The sequence below is a fragment of the Pseudomonas sp. KB_12 genome (genome assembly GCF_052114545.1).
Classification (GTDB): Bacteria; Pseudomonadota; Gammaproteobacteria; order Pseudomonadales; family Pseudomonadaceae; genus Aquipseudomonas; species Aquipseudomonas brassicacearum.
Genome location: NZ_JBFREY010000013.1, coordinates 23,668 through 44,709 on the forward strand (window position 1 = coordinate 23,668; position 21,042 = coordinate 44,709).

At 60.9% G+C, this 21,042-nt stretch carries 15 protein-coding genes; 5 read left to right on the forward strand and 10 right to left on the reverse strand.

The genetic code is table 11. From position 1 onward, the window contains the following. The first annotated feature begins 40 nt into the window (after positions 1-40). Positions 41-478 carry an Lrp/AsnC family transcriptional regulator gene (locus AB4Z20_RS12670; RefSeq protein WP_018601377.1) on the forward strand — a complete coding sequence of 146 codons (438 nt, stop codon included), beginning with the start codon at positions 41-43 and terminating at the stop codon, positions 476-478. Positions 479-638: 160 nt separating this feature from the next. Here the strand turns inward: AB4Z20_RS12670 and AB4Z20_RS12675 are convergent, their stop codons facing one another. Beyond that, positions 639-1,988, reverse strand: coding sequence for a hypothetical protein (locus tag AB4Z20_RS12675; protein ID WP_442090019.1), 1,350 nt, complete (start codon positions 1,986-1,988; stop codon positions 639-641). 311 nt (positions 1,989-2,299) lie between these two features. Next, on the reverse strand, positions 2,300-4,786 hold the full coding sequence (locus tag AB4Z20_RS12680) for a UvrD-helicase domain-containing protein (protein ID WP_442090020.1): 2,487 nt from the start codon (positions 4,784-4,786) through the stop codon (positions 2,300-2,302). A gap of 237 nt (positions 4,787-5,023) precedes the next feature. Here AB4Z20_RS12680 and AB4Z20_RS12685 point away from each other — a divergent pair, with 237 nt between their 5' ends. After that, the gene (locus tag AB4Z20_RS12685) at positions 5,024-5,719 is read left to right on the forward strand and encodes a pirin family protein (protein WP_053180015.1); all 696 of its coding nucleotides are present in this window, start codon (positions 5,024-5,026) and stop codon (positions 5,717-5,719) included. Positions 5,720-5,789: 70 nt separating this feature from the next. Here AB4Z20_RS12685 and pgm read toward each other — a convergent pair whose 3' ends face one another. From pgm to AB4Z20_RS12705, 4 genes are all read right to left on the reverse strand, one after another. Continuing rightward, positions 5,790-7,436 carry a phosphoglucomutase (alpha-D-glucose-1,6-bisphosphate-dependent) gene (pgm, locus tag AB4Z20_RS12690; RefSeq protein WP_442090021.1) on the reverse strand — a complete coding sequence of 549 codons (1,647 nt, stop codon included), beginning with the start codon at positions 7,434-7,436 and terminating at the stop codon, positions 5,790-5,792. A gap of 91 nt (positions 7,437-7,527) precedes the next feature. Beyond that, on the reverse strand, positions 7,528-8,925 hold the full coding sequence (locus tag AB4Z20_RS12695; protein ID WP_442090022.1) for an aminotransferase class I/II-fold pyridoxal phosphate-dependent enzyme: 1,398 nt from the start codon (positions 8,923-8,925) through the stop codon (positions 7,528-7,530). 96 nt (positions 8,926-9,021) lie between these two features. Next, entirely contained in the window at positions 9,022-10,512 is a 1,491-nt protein-coding gene (locus AB4Z20_RS12700; protein ID WP_253475092.1) for a hypothetical protein, read from the reverse strand. Positions 10,513-11,190: 678 nt separating this feature from the next. Then, positions 11,191-12,216 carry a zinc-dependent alcohol dehydrogenase family protein gene (locus tag AB4Z20_RS12705; protein WP_003202189.1) on the reverse strand — a complete coding sequence of 342 codons (1,026 nt, stop codon included), beginning with the start codon at positions 12,214-12,216 and terminating at the stop codon, positions 11,191-11,193. A 257-nt stretch (positions 12,217-12,473) separates the two neighbouring features. Between AB4Z20_RS12705 and AB4Z20_RS12710 the strand changes: the two genes are divergently transcribed. After that, on the forward strand, positions 12,474-13,388 hold the full coding sequence (locus AB4Z20_RS12710) for a LysR family transcriptional regulator (RefSeq protein WP_072405519.1): 915 nt from the start codon (positions 12,474-12,476) through the stop codon (positions 13,386-13,388). Between the two features lie 224 nt (positions 13,389-13,612). Here AB4Z20_RS12710 and AB4Z20_RS12715 read toward each other — a convergent pair whose 3' ends face one another. The 4 genes from AB4Z20_RS12715 to AB4Z20_RS12730 all read right to left on the reverse strand — a co-directional run bounded on the left by AB4Z20_RS12715 (position 13,613) and on the right by AB4Z20_RS12730 (position 17,871). Then, positions 13,613-14,335: a haloacid dehalogenase type II gene (locus AB4Z20_RS12715; protein ID WP_442090023.1), complete on the reverse strand. Its 723-nt coding sequence runs from the start codon at positions 14,333-14,335 to the stop codon at positions 13,613-13,615. Positions 14,336-14,448: 113 nt separating this feature from the next. Beyond that, complete coding sequence (locus AB4Z20_RS12720; RefSeq protein ID WP_442090024.1) at positions 14,449-15,897, reverse strand: APC family permease; 1,449 nt, start codon at positions 15,895-15,897, stop codon at positions 14,449-14,451. 206 nt (positions 15,898-16,103) lie between these two features. Beyond that, a complete protein-coding gene (locus tag AB4Z20_RS12725; RefSeq protein ID WP_442090025.1) occupies positions 16,104-16,844 on the reverse strand; it encodes an IclR family transcriptional regulator in 741 nt (246 codons plus the stop codon). A gap of 58 nt (positions 16,845-16,902) precedes the next feature. Further along, complete coding sequence (locus tag AB4Z20_RS12730; RefSeq protein ID WP_253475113.1) at positions 16,903-17,871, reverse strand: helix-turn-helix domain-containing protein; 969 nt, start codon at positions 17,869-17,871, stop codon at positions 16,903-16,905. 214 nt (positions 17,872-18,085) lie between these two features. Between AB4Z20_RS12730 and AB4Z20_RS12735 the strand changes: the two genes are divergently transcribed. Both AB4Z20_RS12735 and AB4Z20_RS12740 read left to right on the forward strand, forming a co-directional pair. Further along, entirely contained in the window at positions 18,086-19,459 is a 1,374-nt protein-coding gene (locus tag AB4Z20_RS12735; protein WP_442090026.1) for an aspartate aminotransferase family protein, read from the forward strand. 45 nt (positions 19,460-19,504) lie between these two features. Further along, positions 19,505-20,959 carry an aldehyde dehydrogenase family protein gene (locus AB4Z20_RS12740; protein WP_442090027.1) on the forward strand — a complete coding sequence of 485 codons (1,455 nt, stop codon included), beginning with the start codon at positions 19,505-19,507 and terminating at the stop codon, positions 20,957-20,959. Positions 20,960-21,042: the final 83 nt, after the last annotated feature.

The window sequence follows — 21,042 nt, forward strand, 5'->3', positions numbered from 1 at the left end:
TTATCAAGGCAACCTCACACATTCGCCTAATGGAGTTGATATGACTGACGATATTGATCAGATCCTCATCAGTGCCCTGATGGAGGATTCCCGACGCTCCCTCAAGGCCCTGGCAAACCTCAGTGGCTTGTCCTCCCCCAGTGTCGCGGAGCGCCTTCGCCGGCTCGAGGAGCGTGGCGTGCTCAGGGGCTACACCGTCGAGGTGGACCCCAAGTGCTTCGGCTATCAACTCCAGGCCATCGTGCGTATTCGCCCGCTGCCGGGGCAGTTGCAGGAAGTGGAGCGGCAGATCCAGGCCATCGCGCAATTCACCGAATGCGACAAGGTGACCGGCGACGACTGCTTCATCGCCCGCCTGCACGTGCGCTCGATGGAACAGCTGGATACCTTGCTGGACAAACTCAATGTCCATGCCGAGACCAATACAGCCATCGTCAAGAAGACGCCCGTCAAACGACGGTTGCCGCCGATGGCTTAGGCGTCTGCCTGGTTCGAGCGAACGCATTGCCCTGTGAGAGCGAGCCTGCTCGCGATGGCGGCGGGTCAGTCACCGCGAGGCTGGATGTGTCGGCCTCTTCCCGAGCAAGCTCGCTCCCACAGGAGGTCCGGCCTCGGCGCTTGTCCGAGGCCGGGGTACGCTACTTGACGTCTTCCAGTTCAGGGCTGCGCTGTACTTTGAACACCTCTTGTTCAGGCGCATTGCTCGCCTTCATCAGGTTAAGGGCCTTTACGTTGGCGCAAGCATTCTTGCCGTCGGCATAGATTCCGCTGAGGTTGCATTTCCATTCATAGAAGTTCGCCAGGGCGCCGGACAATTGCAGGCTGTAGTCCGTGCTCCGGGTGCCCGGCGAAAACGGCTGTCCGGCCGGGATGTTCTGGAACCATTTCATCCATTCCTCGCCTCCCACCGGTGGCGGGTTGGCTTGGAAGGTCGGATTCATCGGCGCCAGTTGCTGGTATTCAGCGGTCATATGGCAACTCAGGCAGGAGGCCTGGGGGTTGTCCACGGGGCCGTTGAGGCGGCCGTTCCAGCCCAGGTGGGTCGGTGGCAGCTCCTTGGCGTTGGCATTGATCGCGGTCTGTTTCAGCGCCGGGTTGATCTTGGTTTCAGTCGGCGTCGGGTTGGTGAACGCGTTACCGTTCTCCTTCGGATCGTTCCCCCACATGATTCCCACTGGCACCAGGTTGTCCCAACCCGATTTACCGGTCATCGCACCGTTGTACTGAAAGGTGCCGAACAACCAGCCGGTGTCTTTGACGCGCGTGTCCCGGACGGCGATGTCCATCTGAATCAACGCGACTTTGGTGATGGCTCGCTTGGTTGAGTAGAAGTCCTTGGCGGTGTAGGCACTCCAAAGTACCGGATTGACCAGCGAGGGCACCGTATTGATATCGATGTCTGCGAACAACGCCTTGCACACCACCGTGCCATTGGGAAACCCCTTTGGTTGCGAGGTGTAGCTCGGGTCAGGGTTCTGTGGGTCCTTCCAAACCTGGCCGATGGTGTACGCCCCTATATCGTTATAGATGCCGACCGCATAGGTCTGGCCATTCCCGGTTTGGGTACTCGCCAACTGTTTGGGCTGGATCGGCGCCTCTTTGGTCAACCCGTGAATAGCTTCACGACCGTTGGGGCCATAGTGCTGCCAAGGCATGTGATACCACTGGCGAACCTTGTTTTTCTGCACGTTCCAGCCGACTTCCGTATTGCCCTCCAGGCAGTAGTTCTTCACCTCGTTCATATAAGTGCGCCAGCTTTCAAAATCATTGCTGAAATTGGCGGGCAGCTGCTTGAAAAACGACGGTATCGAAGACGGGCCCGGCGCCACGGTGGGGTAGTCCTGGCTGAGCCGGAAAAATGGGGAGGGATACGAACTCTTGGGAGGCGCGAAGCCGTAATCAGGGAACGTCCCGGCCTGGGCGCCGGCCATGGACAACGCGCCTGTCAGGGCCAGTAGTGCAGCGATCTTTCCTTGGGGATGGTTCATCGATATCTCCTTATAGGGAGACGCCTGCCGTCCCAGCGAAGGGTTGAGCGATGCGCAGGGCCTCCTTCTGTTATCAGGCGGTGGCACGATGCCAGACCTGCTCACGGTCCACGCTCAGCGATGTGACGCACCTCCTTGGCGCCCGCCAAGTGGGCACGGTCAGGCCTGGCTCTGGCAGCCGGGTGGGAACGTTATCGAGGGAGTGTGGCGAAGATTTCGCGCGGTGATCGACCGATCAACCGCATGCCGACCTTGGCAATGCAATCCCTTGCCTTAGGTGTAGATCATTTATCCAAAGGTGCCATCATGTTTCAGGCTTTTTGCCGGCCATTGGCCACACTCCGGCGATGATCAGCAAAAAAGGGCTTGTCCCCGGCAATACGATCCGAGGCCTTTGGCCCATTGGCCGCCTGGCCGTCCTGGCCATCGACGTACCAGTAACAGTGCTGCACCGCACGCGTGATACCCACATACGCCAGGCGCAGGATTTCGTCCTTTTGCGCCGAGTCGTAAGGTTCGGCATCACCATCCTGGCTTAGCCCGGCCATTCGATAGACCTGGTTCTTGTAGGGTGAACTGCTCAGGTGCTGGCAGTCGCCCAGCAGGAACACCGCATCGGCCTGGAGCCCCTTGGCACTGTGATAAGTCATTTGCCTGAGCCGCCGTGCCTCGTACGGCAAGCTAGAATCAACATTAACTGTTGACTGAATATACTTTTCTATCAATAGCTTATCGCTGCTTTTTCGATACAACATCAAGATCGAATCGCCCTTGCGATAGTGCTCATCCAGTCGCCGCGCCAGCCCTTCGTCGTCTCGATCCAACACATTGACCGGGCTCAGCGAGCGAGACACGCCACTGGCCTTGGCCTTTTTACCTGGGATAGCCGCAGCGGCGCGAACAATATGCTCGGCCGCATCGATGATGTGTTGGTGGCTGCGGTAGTTGTCAGTGAGCATGACCCGGGTCGTCGTCGGCGACGGGAATTGCTTGTTGAATGCCATGAAATAGCTCGGTGAACTGCCGCGCCAGCCATAGATCGATTGCCAGTCGTCCCCAACACATAACAATGAAGAGCGCTGGGCGCCGCGCCCCACGTGCATCGCGGGACCACGGCTGCGTATTTCCCGAAGACTGGCGCGCAGCCAGGAGACGATCTGCGGTGACACGTCCTGGAATTCGTCGACCATCAGGTGCGAAAGCGGCCTGAGCAACGCATCCCCCAGCAACTTGAAATTTTCCGGCGAGTGCTCGCTGAACAGCGCAAACATGCGGTTGTAGGTCATGACCGGCGGCGATTGGTCGAGCAGATGGTCTTCGAATGCCCGCCAGTAGCGACTCAGCGCCTCGAAGAAATACCGATCGGGGTCATCCTGGGCAAAGGACATCCGACCCACGGCATCCGGGACGTCCAGGCCCAGGTTCTCGATAAAGCCTGCCGCCGCGACAAAACAGTCCAGCAAAGGCGCTGAGCCCAGCTCGCCCTTGACCTTGTAGTCGAACCCAGGCCCGGCGCTGGCATCGCCGGCCATTGACGCTAATACACGCTTGGATGCCTCATAACTTTCCAGCCATATCAGTGGCTTACGACAGAAAGCTTGAAACAGGGTGCGCTTTACCGCCCACTCCGCACGGATACTCAACTTGGCGCCCGGACGACTGAGCCGGGCGTCTTCCCGTGGATCGAACCCCAGTATCACCCAGGCATCCAGGGAAGGCGCGTAGCCATGGCAGTGGAACGTCGAACCATTGATTTCGAACGTTTGTCGTTTCGGCTCGATACCCTTGATCGGCCAGGCACCGGCGCGAAACCAAAGGTCTTCGATGGCATCGCACAATTCTTCGTCGCGCTGGGCTGCCAGCTCGGTCACGGCGACGCGCTTTTGCACATCCGGGTGATCGCGCTCCAACTCCTTGAGCTGCAGCGCGTGGCGGGACAACGGCAGGATCAGCTCACGGAAACGCCCGTCACGCTGGTAAAGGTTGTAATAGCAGGCGTTGAGTTGCTGGCGCTGGGCATCGTTGATGCGCAAATCAAAGGGATTGCCCTGGGCATCATCGTCACCCGCTTCGGCGCGATGGCTCAGGGTCTCGAACGCGTGGAGCCGTTCGAACCCCGGCAGGCTGCGGACCATGGGCAAGATGCGCGAATGGAATGTCCGCACCAGGTCACGGGCTTCCTTGAGGCTGACGGTACGCCCCCACAGGGCAAACACTTCGATCAGTTTCTGGATGAAGTCCTTGCGCGACTCCCGGGTAAACGTCACCACGGTCATCGAGTCCAGTTCGAAACCCAGGTAATGGGACAACAGCACAATGCGCAACACCAGGGTGGTGGACTTGCCCGCCCCGGCCCCGGCGACCACCGAGGTCGAGGGCGTGTCGCTGAAAATCATCTTCCATTGCGCGGCGCTCGGTTGTGCATGCGCCGGTAGCAATCGGGCAACATCTGCCTTGATGCGTTTCTTCAACTCGGCGGTCAGCGGCAGGCGCCAGTCATCGAACAGCAAATCATCGACCTGCGGCGCCGGATGCTCCGTGCTGCGCGAATCACGGATCAACAGGACCTGACGACCCTCCTCAAGCCCTTCGGCCCGGCCTTCCTTGTAGCCATAGTCAAAACCGGCGGTATGACCGCTGCGGAAACCGTCGGCCTGGCCATGCAACCAGGAGGCACGATGTTGGGCGCGCAGGCGTGTCAGGCCATGGCCGAAGAACCGGGCGGCCAGGCGCTTGAACAGCGGCATCTGGGCCAGGGATAGAAGCTCGGGGGGAAGATCGGGAGTGTGTTGCGCCACGCTGGGGACTCCGGTGTTCATGAACCATGACGGCTATGGTGTCTGTATTTGCCGCCAGGTTCCACCCAAAAGCTTTTAAGTCATGGGTTTAGGCGATGAAGTGAAAGTTGGCTCGCGGTTTTATATCTAAATAGACGATAGCTTTGACGCGTTTTTTACGCTTTTTATCGATGTTTTCATTGGCGAAAATAGCCCATCAACCATCGCTTTCGCTGCTCAGCGGAAAAGGACACGAACATGCTCGAACTCAGGCCCTTCGCCACCTTGGGCGCCGCCAACCACGGCTGGTTGGATGCCCACCACCATTTTTCGTTCGCCGAGTATTACGACCCACAGCGCATGAACTGGGGTAACTTGCGGGTCTGGAACGACGATGTCATCGCCCCTGGCAGCGGTTTTCCCCAACACCCGCACCGGGACATGGAAATCATCACCTATGTGCGCGAAGGCGCGATCAGCCATCAGGACAACCTGGGTAACAAGGGCCGCACGGAGGCCGGTGATGTACAGGTCATGAGCGCCGGCACCGGGATTGCCCATAGCGAATACAACCTGGAATCGACGGCCACCCGCATCTTCCAGATATGGATCATCCCCAACGAAGAAGGCCTGGCACCGTCATGGGGCGCCAAGCCGTTTCCCAAGGACTCGCGCGAAGGCTTCGTGACGTTGGCCAGCGGCAAGGCCGGCGATGACCAAAGCCTGCGCATTCGCGCCGACGCACGTCTGGTAGCGGCCAATCTCAAGGCGGGTGAAAGTGCGGAGTATCGACTGGACGCCGCACGTCGAGCTTATCTTGTGCCAGCCACAGGATTGATAGAAATCAATGGCTTGCGCGCACAAGCTCGAGACGGTGTTGCGATTGAAGATGAAGGGATATTGCGGGTAACCGCCATTGAAGACAGCGAAATCGTGCTCGTCGACCTGGCCTGAACCCTGCGACGCTAGCTTGTGGCTAGAGAGCTTGCTCCCTAGCCACAAGTTCACATCACTTGCACTTGCATCACTTGCTGGTGATAGCCCCATCCACCAATGTTTGCGCCTCAGCCACCAATTGCTTGAGGTGCGCGTCGCCAATGAAGCTTTCGGCGTAGATCTTGTAGATATCCTCGGTCCCGGACGGGCGTGCCGCAAACCAGCCGTTTTCGGTCATGACCTTCAGGCCGCCAATGGCCTGGTCATTGCCCGGCGCATGACTGAGGATGTTCTGGATCTTCTCCCCAGCCAGTTCGGTGGAGGCCACTTGATCGGGCGACAGTTTGCTCAACAGCGCCTTCTGTTGTGGGCTGGCCTTGGCATCGACGCGTACCGAGAACGGTTCGCCCAGCTCGTCAGTCAACGTGCGGTAGGCCTGGCTCGGGTCGCGACCGGTGCGCGCCGTCATTTCAGCTGCCAACAGCGCCGGGATCAAGCCGTCCTTGTCGGTACTCCAGACGCCGCCGTCCTTGCGCAGGAACGAAGCACCGGCACTTTCTTCACCACCAAAGCCCAGGGAACCATCGAACAGGCCGTCGGCAAACCACTTGAAGCCCACCGGCACTTCATAAAGACGGCGACCCAGGCGCTTGGCCACACGATCGATCAGGCCACTGCTGACCACGGTCTTGCCCACGGCGGCATCGGCGCGCCATTGCGGGCGATTCTGGAACAGGTAGTCGATGGACACCGCCAGATAGTTGTTCGGCGCCAACAGGCCACCGGAAGGCGTCACGATGCCATGGCGGTCATGGTCCGGGTCGCAGGCAAAGGCCACGTCGAAACGCTCCTTCAGGCCAATCAACCCTTGCATCGCATGGCTGGAGGACGGGTCCATGCGGATCTGCCCGTCCCAGTCGACGGTCATGAAACGGAAGGTGGAATCCACGTGGGTGTTCACCACTTCCAGGTCCAGGCGGTAATGCTCGGCAATGGCCGGCCAGTAGCGCACGCCTGCGCCACCCAACGGATCGACGCCCAAATGCAGCCCAGCGGCGCGGATGGCATCGAAATCGATGACATTGACCAGGTCCGCCACGTAGGTGTTGACGTAGTCGTGACGGTGGGTGGTGTCGGCCTTCAGGGCTTGCTCGTAGCTGACGCGCTTGACGCCGGCGAGCTGGTTGGCCAGCAGTTCGTTGGCCTTGGCTTCGATCCATTTGGTGATGTGGGTATCAGCCGGGCCACCGTTGGTAGGGTTGTACTTGTACCCGCCACTTTGCGGTGGGTTGTGGGACGGCGTGATGACGATACCGTCCGCCAAGCCCGAGGTGCGGCCACGGTTGTAGCAGAGAATGGCGTGGGAAATCGCCGGTGTCGGGGTGTATTCATCGCCCTCGGCGATCATCACGGTAACACCGTTGGCCGCGAATACTTCCAGCGCGCTGGCACCCGCCGGGGTCGACAGCGCGTGGGTGTCGATACCGACGAACAGTGGCCCGTTGATGCCCTGGGCTTCGCGATACAGGCAGATCGCCTGGCTGATGGCCAACACGTGCCACTCGTTGAAGCCCAGGTCGAAGGAGCTGCCACGGTGCCCGGAGGTGCCAAAGGCCACGCGCTGGGTCGCAACCGAGGCATCGGGTCGGCCGGTGTAGTAGGCCGTCACCAGTCGCGGGATATCGATCAACAACTCTGCCGGTGCCGGCTTGCCCGCAAATGGACTGACTGTCATGCAAAACCTCTGAGTGGAGTGGCTCGGTAAATGGAGTGCAGTTTACTGACAGTTCGACCATGGCGCGATGGGTTCGATCCATTGTCGCCGATTACGCTTGTTCGAGCCTCAAGGCGTCGGCCAGCGCGCAGAGCGCAGCGTCCATGTCCTGCGGCCCGTTCAGGGCATGGGTCAGGCGCATATGTTGTGCGTACAGCCCCTGGAGACTGAACAACTCCCCCGGCGCGATGACGATTCGCTGGGCAAGCAGCCGATGGAAAACCCGTCGCAAGTCGACCCGTCGCGTCGGCTGCATCCAGATCGTTGCGCCACCTTGAGGGTCTGCCCATTGCAGGCTGTCTCCCAGCCGTTCGCGCAGCAATTGTGTGGTCGAAACCGCACTTTCGCGCAGCAGGCGCCGCAACACCAGCAAATGCTGGTCAATCCGACCGTTGCTGTACAGCCGGGCAATGGCTTTCTGGCGAATCGGCGACAAGCGAAACGCACGCAACAGGAAATGTCGTTGCAGGTGCAGGGTCAACTGGCGCGACAGCACGTAACCATACGGCGCCTCTGGACCGATGGTTTTCTCGAACGTCGAATAGACGATCAGCCGGTCCGGATCGAGCAAGTCTCGAAAAGGCGTCATCCTTGCCTCGAACGCCAGCTCTGTATGGCTATCGTTCTCCAGCACCCAAGTCCCGTGCCGTTCCAGCAGATGCGCGATGGCCCGCCGGTTCTCTTCAGGAACCAACGTCCCCCTCGGCATGTTCAAGACCGACGACAGCACCACCAGGCTTACCGTTTCGCTCACCAGCAGTTGTTCCAGTTGCTCGACATTGAGCTCGCCGCCGGCCAACAGTGGCAGCTCGATGACGTTGACCTCCGCCGCCTGCAGCAGGCGCAACACCGCCCAGTCGCAGGGCGATTCGATCACCACGGTGGCCCCCCTGAGTGCCAGCACCGCGATAAGAATTTCCAGGACGCCCCGCAGGTCGGCGCCAATGTAGACGTCATCGGCATTCCAGCAACGGGCCGGCGAAGACGTGTAGCGGGCAGCCAGTGCGGTGCGAAGCTCCAGCTCGCCCCAGGGTTGCGAGGGTGTCTGCGAGGAGCGTGGGTACTGGCGCAGCAGTTCGCGCTCGAGCAGCAACAGCGGGCTGTCCAACGGCTGCATCGAGGCCGGTTCGTCCGCACTGAGCACCTGCATGCCGGGTCGTCGGGCATTGACGTACAGGGTTTCGAGTAAATCGTCACCGCCGTCCAGGGTGGCCATGCTGGGCACGGGCAGCGCGTAGTAACCGGACTTGGCGATCGAATAGACCCGCCCTTCCTTTTCCAGCAACGAATACGCGTACTGAATGGTCGATATCGACACGTTCAGACGCTCGGCCAGTTGCCGCAGCGACGGCAGGCGAACCCGCGCATCAACCTCCAGCTCGTTGATCAGCGTGGTCAGGTAGCGATAAACCGCCTGATAGGCGAAGTCTGTCTCCCGGCAATTTTTCATCGGCTCAGGCCAGGACAGCGGGTCGCAGCCGACCCAGTCGCAGCGCCGGGTACAAGGACTGGGGACGAGGTAGATGAGTCCGTCAAACCTCGTTCCTCAATGCCTTGCCGAGCGTTCGTGCAGCCCGTCTGCAGATGAACCGGCTTCTGCAGCGTCAACACCATCGGTGGCCTGCTGCGGATTGACGCCCGTGGCGATTTCCGGTTGTTCCGGCAGTGAGACACTCGCCCGGTACAGCTTGCCAAGGATATCGATGGGCAGGCCGCTGACATCGACCATCCACTGCGCAACCTGATCGACGACGGTCGCGCCCTGCATGGCCTTGTGCAGGTCCGGCATCGCCACCAGCATGCCGGGGTGGCAGCAACGCAGGAAATGCTCCAGGCCCGTGCCCTGCCCCACGAAGGGCGCGAACAGCATGCACACCAATTGCGTTTCGTTGAGCCCCAGGATCTTTTGCGCTTCAAGGGCGGCGTAGGCGCGACGCTCGGGAATCGACGACGGTGAGCCGAACAGCGCCCGAGCCTGTTCGCAGGCGTGTTCCGGCAGTTGCTTGCGGTGCATGATCATGATCGTCCGCTGCGCGTAGTCCCCGTAGCCGGTTTCATAGCTGCGTCCGTGCAGGTAGCAGGCCTGCAGGCCGTGCAAATGAGCCGACAGTAGCGGGCTGAGGTATTCGTTTTCAGGCGCCGATGGGACAAGGCCCTCGGTCTGCACCCGCAGGAACTCATTGAAGAGCGGCCAGTTGGTTCCCTCCGAACGATCGACGATCAGGTCGTCGATGCCGACGTGCCCCACTCGCCGGCAGGCCTCGAAGTGACCCTCGGGCTTCCAGGCTTCGAGGCGCTCCGGCCCATAGAAATGCCGGTAGACATCACCGCCCAGGGTATCGAGGTGGGCAAAGAGGTTGTCGAAACCCCAGGCGTGCTCGGTCAGCAGGCCGATCTTGCGAGTCGCGCGGCGCAGGCCCGATATGAATTGTTTTTGCTGACGCGGTGTATCGCTGCTGACCAACGAGTCCACGCCCGACTCCCAGCGAGCCATGTGCCGATAGAACTCGGCCATCGCCAGGTAGCCGTCATCCCCAATCTCCAAGGGGCTGTCGACCGCACGAAGGTGCCCCAGAACCAGCAGGTCCGTGCGATTGGCTTCGTGCCCCGCCATCGACAGCGGCTGCCGGTGATTGAACGGCAACACCTCGCGGTTATCGGCCATCAGTAATTCGACCCGGGGATCATCGTAGACAAACAGCGCGCTGTAGCAGCGGTGGATGTTTTCCAGCGTCGCCTGGGTGGTTTCGCTCAGGCGTGGCGTGGCGACACGCAAGGTGAAGGTCACCGGATGCCGCCCCGCGATGCTCAGCTGTGCGGCCCGCAAGGCGGTTAGCACATAAAAACTTTCCCTGCTCCCGTTCTGGACCGTCAACACGCGATAATCGCCAATCCGCTCGATGCCTCCGGCGGCGACAATTAAACGCTGGATCAAAAGCTGCAACGCGGTACGTTCTGCCCGGGAATAAAAACCTGACAGTCGTTGCAGTATCTGTTGATACACGTGAGTCATTGCCTGCTCATGAATTGCACTCATAGCCATTTACCTGGAAATTCAACTATCGGCGTCGCACCCGCACCAACGTGACTGCGCGACGTGTTGGTCTAGATGGTTGTTCTAGCACTCAAAGAGTATTAGCAATACGCTCGAGCATTGCTTGCTGTAATTATTTGATACATATACTGAGAGTAGGCTCGCGCCCCACCGCACCTCCGCCGAAACCCGCGAAAACAGGGGACCTAACCGACCGAGCGGCACGTCCTAGGAGAATTCCGACAACGTCCCACAGACAATGAGTACGAAAAATAAAGAACTTGCCGAACTTTAATTGGCCCTCTACCCCGCCCTGTTTTCCCCAGGGTCGATAGATAGCTCCGCACCCATTAACGTTTATTGCCCCTTGAATGCATCTTGAAGGATGAAGACCTTCGAAAAAGTTATACCGCACCACGATTTCTTCCTTGATATTGAAATCAGCGTTCAATTATCAAGACTTAAACAATGATTAGAAGATACAGATTGAGAGCAAAAACCAGTTCAGATGTTGGCCGGCAGACCGTTTCAGTCTTGAGCGAACCGGGACAGGCCATTGAAGGCGCGAAAGGCGAGGTGCGAACGCAGCACCGCCAGGCAGGAGGTGCCGTAAGAAAGGATGGGGTGTCAGGACGAAGGCAGCGCAAGAGCCCGGGCGATGACTCTTGCGCAAGACAGGGTTCAGGCCGGGTCGACGACCTGAAGGGCAACGCGCTCACGGCAAGGGCATTCGCCCATGTAACGGTGAGCCTCGACAAACTCGGAGAACGGGAAGACCCGAGTCTTGAGTGGCAACAGCACACGGTCGGCGGTCAGTTGATTGATATCGCGCAGTGCTCGTTGCAAGGCCACCTGGTCCTGGAGAATGCCCAGTTCCGGTTTGCCGGTAAAATTGCCGATGCAGTGTACAAAGAACTGAATGTTCTTCTGGAACGCCGCGCAGGCTGGGAACGGCGTCTGGTTGCCGCCCTGCAAGCCATACAGCACCAGGCTGCCACGCGGCGCCAGCACGTCACCCAGCAGCGACATCTGCGGCCCGCCGAGGCCGTCGAAGACCACGTCGACGCCACGGTTGTCGGTGAGCTTGTTGATTTGCATCAGCAAGTCCTGCTCTTCGGTGACGATGACCTTCTCGGCGCCCAGCGACAACAGGTACTCGCGCTCGTCAGCCGTCTTGGTGGCCGCGATCACCCGCACACCCAGGGCCTTGCCCAGTTGTACAAAGGAAGGACCGGCGCAATGACTGGCATCGGTGACCAGGGCGAATTGCCCCGGCTTGACCCGCGCCAGGTCCATGTAGGCGAAATAGGCGATCAGCAGCGGCGTGTAATGCACGGCGGCTTCGATCGGGCTGAGCACGTCGGGATAACGGGTCAGTGCGGTGCGTGGCAGCACGATGACTTCACCGTACACCGGATAATCGTTCGGGCTCTCGGCCGGGAAACTGGCGACCTTGTCGCCCACGGCCAAGTCATCGACGCCGTCGCCGACGGCCGTTACCACGCCGGCCATTTCATGGCCCAGGCCCGAAGGCAGGCGCGCCTGGGACGAGGCCAGGTTCTGGCGCCACAAGGTGTCGTACCAACTGATGCCGATCGCTTCGACGCGGACCTGCACTTCTCCTGGCGCAGGAAGAGCCGCCGCATGCTCTTCGCATTTGAGCACCTCGGCACCACCAAACTTGTGAAAACGGATCGTGCGGGACATCGCAAACCTCGTCAAAGTAACCTCTAATGCCATGAACTCTATCCGGGCTTTGTACCCAAGACCATCAGTGGCTATTAATAGTCGACATGCCTGTCATTGATTCCGCAGTAAGAAAAACCAACCAATCCTGTGGGACTTAACCTAAGAAAACTCAATTAGCCGGTGCAGAGTACCAGCCTTTCCCCGTAAGATTCATGCCGGCCATTGTTCCCATATGGCCGCTCACGTCAAGCTTGCCGAATCTGCCAGGACCCCAGATGAATCGTAATGACCTGCGGCGTGTCGATCTGAACCTGTTGATCGTGTTCGAAACATTGATGCATGAACGCAGTGTGACTCGCGCGGCCGAGAAACTGTTCCTAGGCCAACCGGCCATCAGCGCCGCGCTGTCGCGCCTGCGCAGCCTGTTCGATGACCCGTTGTTCGTACGTACCGGCCGCAGCATGGAGCCTTCGGCCCGTGCGGTCGAAATCTTCGCCCTGCTCTCCCCGGCCCTGGATTCGATTTCCACGGCGGTCAGCCGCGCGGCGGAATTCGACCCGGCCACCAGCACCTCGGTGTTTCGCATTGGCCTGTCGGACGACGCCGAATTCGCCCTGCTGCCAATGCTGCTCAAGCGCCTTCGGGCCGAAGCGCCCGGCATCGTGCTGGTGGTGCGCCGGGTCAACTACATTCTGATGCCTGGTTTGCTGGCGTCCGGTGAAATCTCCATCGGTGTCAGCTACACCGACGACCTGCCGGCCAACGCCAAGCGCAAGGTCTTGCGGCGCAGCATGCCCAAAGTATTACGGGCTGACACCGCCCCAGGACGACTGACCCTGGACGAATTCTGCGCTCGCCCCCATGCCCTGGTGTCTTTCGCGGGTGACTTGAGCGGCTTCATCGATGAAGAGCTGGCGAAACTCGACCGCAAGCGCCACGTGGTGCTGGCCGTGCCGCAATTCAACGGCCTGAGCACCCTGCTGTCGGGCACCGACATCATCGCCACCGTGCCCGACTACACCGCCGACGCGCTGACCGCCGCCGGCGGCGTACGCGCCGAAGACCCGCCCATACCGGTGCGCAGCTTCGAACTGCACATGGCCTGGCGCGGCTCCCAGGACAATGACCCTGGGGAGCGCTGGTTGCGGTCGCGGATTCAGATGTTTTTTGGGGATCCGGACAGCCTGTGAAAAGCCTGCCTAAGGCCTCGGCGGCTCCGGCACCATTGAGCACATGACTTTTGCTCGAGACGAAAACGAAGGGCAATGATGTTCTGGACGGTCCTGGCCGCGCCAGACGGCTAGTACGTGCGGCGGGCCACCGTCGTAATTGCCGCTGCTACGGGCTCCTCCGCTGTAGATTCACCATCCTCCGTCAGAGCAACCTTGGCGTTGATATATATCAAGTACCTTCGTCAGCCAGACATCACCTGGAGCTTGTCATCAAGGTCAATGAAACCATCGGCCTGCCAATCCCAATCCTGGGCTTGGGCTGCATCGGGGGCAGGCGCTCCACCGTACTCCATGGGCCGATCGATATAGGCCGTCAGCAGGCCGCAATCCCTGGCTGCCGCAAGGTCGCTGTGGTGGCAGGCCACCAGGCAGAGTTCATTGGGTTTGAGATCCAGCGCCCTTGCCGTGGACAGGTACGCCGCAGGATCCGGTTTGTAGGTTTGCGCGAATTCCGCCCCCAGCAGCGCGTCCCACTGCAAACCGTTGTAGCGGTTCATGGCGACCATCAAGGCCACATTGGCATTGGACAAGGTCACCACCGCAAAGCGTCGGCGCAGCAGGGCCAGGCCCTCGGCCACGTCAGGCCAAGGGTCCAGGCGGCGCCAGGCATGGGCAAGCGTGTGCAATGCCTCGGGGGCAAGCTGGTCGACTTCCAGGCCGTAAGTCGTCAACAATTGGACCAGCGTCTCGTAGTGCAATGTATCCAGGACAACGAAGCCTCCATGACCCTTGATGCACGCGCGCAGCGCTGGCGCATACAACCGGCGCCATTGCATTGCAAACTCTGCAGGGCTGGCCGCGGGCAGGTAGGTCGATACGAATGGACTCGCCTCACGTGCGATGCCTGAGTGCCAGTCGACAACGGTGCCGAACACATCGAATGCCAACGCTCGTGGAAGCGTCATCGCAAGACTCCTCTGCTAATTAAGGTCCAGCCTGGCCGCTGAAGCACGGGAACACTGGACCCCAATGAGCTTAGCCTTATCCTTTTCAAGCGCCATCGATACTGCGCAGGCTCCTATAGCTTGTGACTGCCCAACACCCGATACCGCTGCGGCGCTACTTTGCGCAGTCGTGCCGCGAGGAACACGCCAGCCAGCAAGGCCGCGGGAATGATCGCGCAGAGGCCGTATGACAAGGCCTTGCTCGCGCCCGTCAGCACATCGAAATGCACCACCGCGATAAACAGCACCGCCAATAGCGCAAGGCAAGAGAACCCCGGGAAAATCCGCCCACGCCAGATCCCCAGCTTGAGCTCGGGGTGGCGCTGGGCAAAGGCCCATACCGCCGCGGATGTGAGCGCCATCAGCAAAATCACGCAAAGCGTCGCCAGGTTGGACAGCCAGGCGAACAGTTGCAGGATCGGATCGGCATCCGTCGCGGCGAAAATCAATACGACCACGGCGGAGATCAAGCTCTGCAACGCCGAGCCCATGTGCGGGCTCTGATGGACGCGATGGGTGGTCCCCAACCGGCTGGGCAGCAAGCCGTCACGCCCGATGGCGTAGAAATAACGGGCTGCGGCATTGTGGAACGCCAACAGCCCGGCGTAGATGCTGACCATGAACAGCACGCGGATGACTTGGGTCAGGTGCGGGCCGACAAAGTGATCGGACATGCCATAGATAAACGTCGTGGGGTCCTGCAAGGCCTGAAGCGTGGAGACGATTTTGTCCGCCCCTACGCCAATCACCATCGACCAGACCGACAGCGCGTAGAAACCACCGATCAGCAAGACCGAACAGTAGGTGGCAATCGGGATCGTACGTTGCGGGTTCTTGGCCTCTTCGCCGTAGATCGTGGTGGCCTCGAAGCCGATGAACGCGGCGAAACAGAACAGCAGGCCGATCGACGGGGTGCCGCTGAACACGTGGCGGCTCGCAAACGCGTCGAGATTGATGCCACTGTCGCCGCCGGTCCTGAGAATGGCGAAGTCCAGCAGCAGGATCGCCAGGTATTCGGCGATCACAATGACCGACAACACCCGCGCCGACAGATCGATCTTGCGATAGCCGAGAATCGCAACGCTGGCCATCGCCATCAGCGAATACGACCACCAAGGCCACACCAGGCCGAACACGCTTTCCATCGTGCCGCTGACCACCCCACCGAACATGCCATACAGGCCGACCTGGAGGATGTTGTAGGCAAACATCGCCAGCACCCCCGCCGCCCCACCGGCCAGGCCACCCAGGCCGCGCGAGGTGAACGCATAGAAACCGCCGGCGTTGGTGACGTGCCGGGACATGGTTGTGTAGCCGATCGAGAACGCCAGTAACACCAGCAGAGCCAGGATCAGCAACGCCGGCGTGCCGGCACCGTTGCCCAGCATGATGCCGATGGGGAAGCCACCGGCGATGACACTCAAGGGGCTCGCCGCCGAAACCACGAAGAAGATGATGAAGCCGACACCCAGGGCCCCACGCTTGAGCTCCGTGGAGCTGTTGACCGGGAGAGGTACACTCATGTTTTCTTGACCTTATTGTATGAGGCAGGCGTTGTAGGATCGATGCAGTCAACCGCTCACCGTCACCGGATAGCGTTATTGTTCTTGTCGCACGCTGGATTCGATCCTATGCCTCTCCCTGAACCTCCCACTATCCCAAATCGGTAACCAGAGACCTGTGCTCGGAAAAAACCGGACGGGTCATCATCCATCCCCACCCTACCCCCTCATTGCAAGGCGATACGTGCCGTCAGTTCCGATGCCGCGCCGGTAACCAGGTCGCACAGGTAGCCCGGTTGAAACGCCCGGAACCGTTCACTGCGCCCGACCAGGGTCATGCTCCCAAGGACGCGCTGTTTTTCGTCGAAGATCGGCGCCGCAACACCACTGCGTCCCGGGTACAACTCGCTTTCGCTGATACAGTAGCCCTGCTTGCGGATAGCGAGCAGGCTCTTGGTGAACGGCTTCCACGCCAACCCCAGGTGCAACAATCCGGACGGGATCGCGTGAGCGTCATAGATGCGTCGGATCTGGCGCGGCAGCAGATACGCCAACACGACCCGCGAGGTCGCGCTGTGGAAAAGATCGATCGGCCGCCCCCTGTCGCCACCGACCGGGCCGACATCGGAGCCCCGCTGGATCAGCACGTTGACCACTGAATCGCCATGCCACTCACTGACCAGCGCATCCAGGCCGGTATCGTCGACCAGTCTGTTGACCAGGTCCCGGCTGCACGCCAGCAACGGATCGTAGTTCGCCATCTGATGTTCCAGCGTGACGATTCGAGGGCCGAGTGCGTAGCCGCGTGGCAACCGCTTCAAGAAGCCCGCGTCGCCGAGTTCGCGCAGATAACGATAGGCGGTGGCAGGCGTGTAGCCGAGCTCCTGGCAAATGATGCCCACGTCGATGACCGGCTGCTCAGGGCGAAACAAGTCGAAGACCCGGAGCAGGCGGCGAAGGCTATTCATCGTTTCTACATCCTTGTGAAGTCAAGCCAGCCCGTTGCGCAATGCAGCAGGCAGATATTCAAGCAAGCGCGCAACCGCTGATGGCAGCGCGCGCGGTTTGAGACGGCAGTTCGGCGAACAGTTCCTGGTATTCCGCTGCAAAATGGCTGAGATGATAGAACCCCCATTGGGCGGCGGCATCACCGATCGAAAGACGCGACGCCTGGGTGGTCATCAAGGTCCGGCGTACACCGTTGAGCCGCACGGAGCGCAAGTAATTGAGCGGGGTCGTCTCGGCAACCGAGCGGAAGCTGTTCTGCACGGTACGTCGACTCACCTGGAGTCGCTGGCACAACTCGTCGACGCTGGGCACGTTGTTCAGCTCCGCAGTCGCCAGGCGATGGCATTTCTCGACAATGAAGCTGCGCGTGGAGCTTGGCGAACGCTGCTGCTTGTCGCAGGCCGGGTCGGTCATGAGTTGCAGCAACTCGTCGAGCATGGCCTGTTCCAATTCCAGTTCCCGGTCTTGCGCGTTGTCGAGCTCTGCGTTCGAGAGCGCCTGGGAGAATGCCGCCAGCATCCGACGTCGAGCGTCAGCGTAGCGTTGCGTGGGGAGCCTGATTACGGGCTGGCGGAGTAGCTGGCTGATTTCCTTGGCCGACGCGGTTTGCGCCAACGCCTGTTCGAACAATTCACGTTCGAAGGTAATGGCCAGCAGTTCCATGCCCATCGGCATGTGGAACATGAACTCTTCGCCGCCATGAAGAAAGAACAGGCTGCTCTCGTCCACCTCCCGACCCTGCATCCGAATCGAACCCGGGACGGTGATCGGCACGGCAAAGCACATCTTGCCTCGGGGGGCCACGCCATGCTGCACCACGCGTTGGTTGATCTGCTCGCGGAATACGTGGCAACGCCCTGTCGACAACTGGATCAGCGAACTCTCAGCCGAACCGGCGGTTAACTGGTTGTAGTCCTGGTTCCATTCCTGGACGGTGGCGGCGTGGACATGGATGTCACGAAAATGGCTGATGTTCAGGTTTTTCATGGTGATGCAGCCTCGGCCAATATTCTTGTTTTTAGAATGCCTCGTTGCGCGATATTCTCACAATAAGAGAATTATGCAAATTCTCTTTTGGTCATGTCAGTGCTCTGCTGCTGACGCTCGAGGCGGCCCGCCCAATGTGCCGATTCGGGCTACCGGCCAGGAACGGGCCACGAGGATGATCGGGACACTGAAACCGACATCCTGAGAGACCGTCATGAGTGAAGCCAAACTAGAATCCCTCCATTTCGCCGATGCCCCGCGGATTACCACCGCCATTCCTGGCCCAAGGACCACCGAGGCCCTGGCGCTGTCGGCGCGTACCGAGTCGATGGCTCGCGGCGGCGCACGCATGCCCGTGGCCATGGACCGGGCCTTCGGCGCGACCTTCAAGGACGCCGATGGCAACACCTACATCGACCTGTCCGCTGGCGTGGGCGTCAGCAGCGTAGGCCGCTGCCATCCGAAGGTGGTGCAGGCCATTCGCGAACAGTCCGAAGTGCTGATGCATGCCTTGGAAGTCAACAGCACCCGGCGCACCGAACTGGCCGCCAAGCTCTCCGAGATCGCGCCCGACGGCTTGCGCGGTGACTGCATCACCTTCTTCACGCAAAGCGGCAGCGATGCGCTGGAGGCGGCGATCAAGTTCGCCAAACGCGTCACCGGGCGGCACCAGATCATCGCCTTCCACGGCGGCTACCACGGCGTGTGGAACGCCTCCGGTGCGCTGACCACAGGCACGGCCTACCGCAAGGGCTACGGCGCCCAGATGGGCGGGGTCATTCATGCGCCCTACCCTTATGCCTACCGTTTCCCCTTCGACACCACGCACAAAAGCGCCGAGCAGATTGCCGGCGACTACGTGGATTACCTGCTGAACACCCCCTACACCGCCGCCGATGACGTGGCCGCCGTGATCGTGGAACCAGTGCAGGGCGAAGGCGGCTATGTACCTCCCTCACCCGAGTTCCTGCAGCTTTTGCGCAAGGCCTGCGACCGCAGTGGCGCGCTGCTGATCGTCGATGAAGTGCAGTCCGGCGCCGGGCGTACCGGCAAGATGTGGGCGGTCGAGCACTCAGGCGTGAAGCCCGACATGCTCACCTTCGGCAAGGGCATCGGCAGCGACCTGCCAATGGCGGGCCTGATCATGCGTTCGGACCTGGCAGCCGCGATTCCCGACGGATCGATGCCCAACACCTTCGCCGCCAACTCGTTGTCCGCGGCCGTGGCGCTGACCAACATCAGCATCCTCCAGGACCCGGAGCTCGATCTGCTCAACCGCGCTCATACGCTGGGGCTGGAAGCGCAGGAACGTATCCGTGGCTTCGACAGCCCATTGGTCGGTGAAGTCCGCGGTCGCGGCCTGATGATCGGGATCGAGCTGGTCGAAGACCCGGTCACCAAGGCGCCACTGGCACCGGAGAAGATCGGCCAACTCATGGGCTACCTGTTGAACCACGGGGTACTGATGATTCCCTGCGGTCGCTACAGCAACGTGATGCGCGTCATGCCCTCGCTGACGATCTCACGCGCGCTGTTCTTCAAGGCACTGGACATCTTTGGCGACGCCCTGGCCTCCCTCAAGGGATGAGGTGGGCATACCCCGACTACTCCACATCACTTGAAGGACTGCAAAATGACTCAACACTTGAACCACTTCATCGAAGGCGCGTCCTTCGAGGCCTCCGACGGGCGTCGCATCACGCTCGTCGACCCCGTGACAGAACAGATCTACGGCAGCTCCGCGCGCGGCACGACCGAGGACGTGGACCGCGCCGTAGCGGCGGCACTCAGCCAACTTGAGGGTGGCGCCTGGAGCCAGCTCGACGGCGCCCAGCGTGGCCGGCTGTTGTCGAAGCTGGCGGACCTGGTGGAGCGCGACACCGACGTGCTGGCTGACCTGGACGCCAATGCCATCGGTCGCTCACCGATCGAGCCGCGCCGGCTGGACGTACCCAACGCCATCGCCAACCTGCGCGCCGCCGCTGGCTGGGCCAACCAGCTGGAGGGCCGCACCATTCCCTCCGGCGGCTACTTCGGCACCAAGACCCTCTCGTACACGATCCGCGAGCCGGTGGGCGTGGTCGGCGCCATCGCTCCCTGGAACTCGCCGCTGATGATCACGGTCTGGAAGCTCGCCGCTTTGCTGGCGGCCGGCTGTACAGTGGTCATCAAGCCTTCGGAAGAAACGCCACAGTCGGCCCTGCACCTGGCAGCGCTGGCTCAGGAAGCGGGCTTTCCGGACGGCGTGATCAACGTGGTCACCGGCTATGGCAACGAGGTGGGACGCGCCCTGTGCGAGCACCCGCACGTCGCCAAGATCAGCTTCACCGGCAGCCCCGAGGCCGGACGCGAAATCCAGCGCACCGCTGGCGTACTTTTCAAGCACGTGGCACTGGAGCTGGGCGGCAAGAGCCCACAGATTGTCTTCGACGACGCCTCGTTCGAGGACGCGCTGTTCGGCTGCTCTCTCGGCCTGTTTGCCAACCAGGGACAGATCTGCGCGGCCGGCTCGCGCATCCTGGTCCAACGCAACATCGCTGAGCGCTTCGCCGCAGCGCTTGCCGATGCCGCGCGAGCCGTCAAGGTCGGCGACCCTCGCCAACCCGACGTACAGATGGGACCGGTGGCCAAGAAGGCGCAATTGGATCGCGTCAACCGTTACATCCAACTGGGCATCGACCAAGGTGCCACCCTGTTGGCCGGCGGTGTATCGAGCCCTGAACAGGGCTGGTTTGTCCGGCCGACGATCTTCGCCAATGCCAGCAATGACATGGCGATCGCCCGGGACGAGATCTTCGGCCCCGTCGGCACGGTGATCACGTTCGACAGCGAGGACGAGGCGATCGCGCTGGCCAACGATTCCAGCTATGGCCTGGCGGCAACGGTCTGGACAAGCGACCTGGTGCGAGCGCACCGCGTCGCCGCAGCAGTCAAGGCCGGTGCCGTGGGCATCAACTGCTGGAGCCCGCTGGACGCCAACCTGCCCTGGGGCGGCGTCAAGTCCAGTGGCGTTGGCCGTGAAGGCGGATTTAGCGGCGCGCTGGCCTATACCGAGGAGAAAGTCATCACCGTACTGCTACCCAACTGAGAACAAAAAACCGCACTGACCGGACCACCCCTGTGTCATAGAGGGTGGCCGTTCAAACGTGCATTTTCGATACCTTGATGATC